The sequence below is a fragment of the Bartonella sp. AA56HLJMS genome (assembly GCF_042197145.1).
Classification (GTDB): Bacteria; Pseudomonadota; Alphaproteobacteria; order Rhizobiales; family Rhizobiaceae; genus Bartonella.
Genome location: NZ_JBHIRL010000099.1, coordinates 1 through 761, shown reverse-complemented (window position 1 = coordinate 761; position 761 = coordinate 1). Strand labels below are relative to the sequence as shown.

Annotated in this window: 1 pseudogene; it reads right to left on the bottom strand. The window is 45.7% G+C overall.

From position 1 onward, the window contains the following. Positions 1–761 (bottom strand): annotated as a pseudogene (locus ACFINI_RS10070) (phage portal protein); the annotation flags it as partial.

Here is a 761-nt window from a genome sequence, read left to right as displayed (position 1 = left end):
TCACCAGATATCCGTACCAAACGCCCATCGGACAAGTAATTCTGTATAAGGTGCAAAATAATCTTACCTTGCCGCTTGCGATATAAACGTAAGCCATCAAACAGACAAGCAAGCAGATTTAAACTGGATTGGCGTCGTTGTGCCTCCAAAATACCCGCTTGTGTCACTTCTCTTGTGCCAATGAATTCGGGCGATAAACCCGTCACCTGATTAATTGCTTCCTTAGCTTCATTAAACAGCTGGAAAAAGCCCTCTGGAAACTGTGCTACAGGCTTTGGTTGTATCTTGCCTTCTGCAAGAGCGCCATCTTCAGCAACTAGCAACGCATCAGCCCGCGCCCAATCTTGCATAGCCTGCCTGATGTCCTTAAACGCCCCTTCCTCGACAATAAGCCCCCCTTTGGATTGGCTATTAAGGATATACATCACTTGACTGAAATATTTATTCGCCCACCGTTGTGGATCTTTTGTCGGGCGCACAACCCCATAAAATTGCCGTTCTATCTTGTCAAAATACCCCGTTATACACTCCCAACCCAATTGACCAGCTGGAACTAAAGGTTGATCGGGGGATTCAAGCAACTTTCTCCCTAAAAAAGCACGTCTTACAACCTTTTTATTGAAAGCTGCCCCTTGGATATCGGGCATCATGCACTGGAGCTGCTTAAATTCTTCTTCGCTATAATCACGAAGTTCTCCAGTGCTTAAATCGGGCGCTTTGTAATATCGCTCGCTTTCAAACCAACGGCATTCAACAAGCGT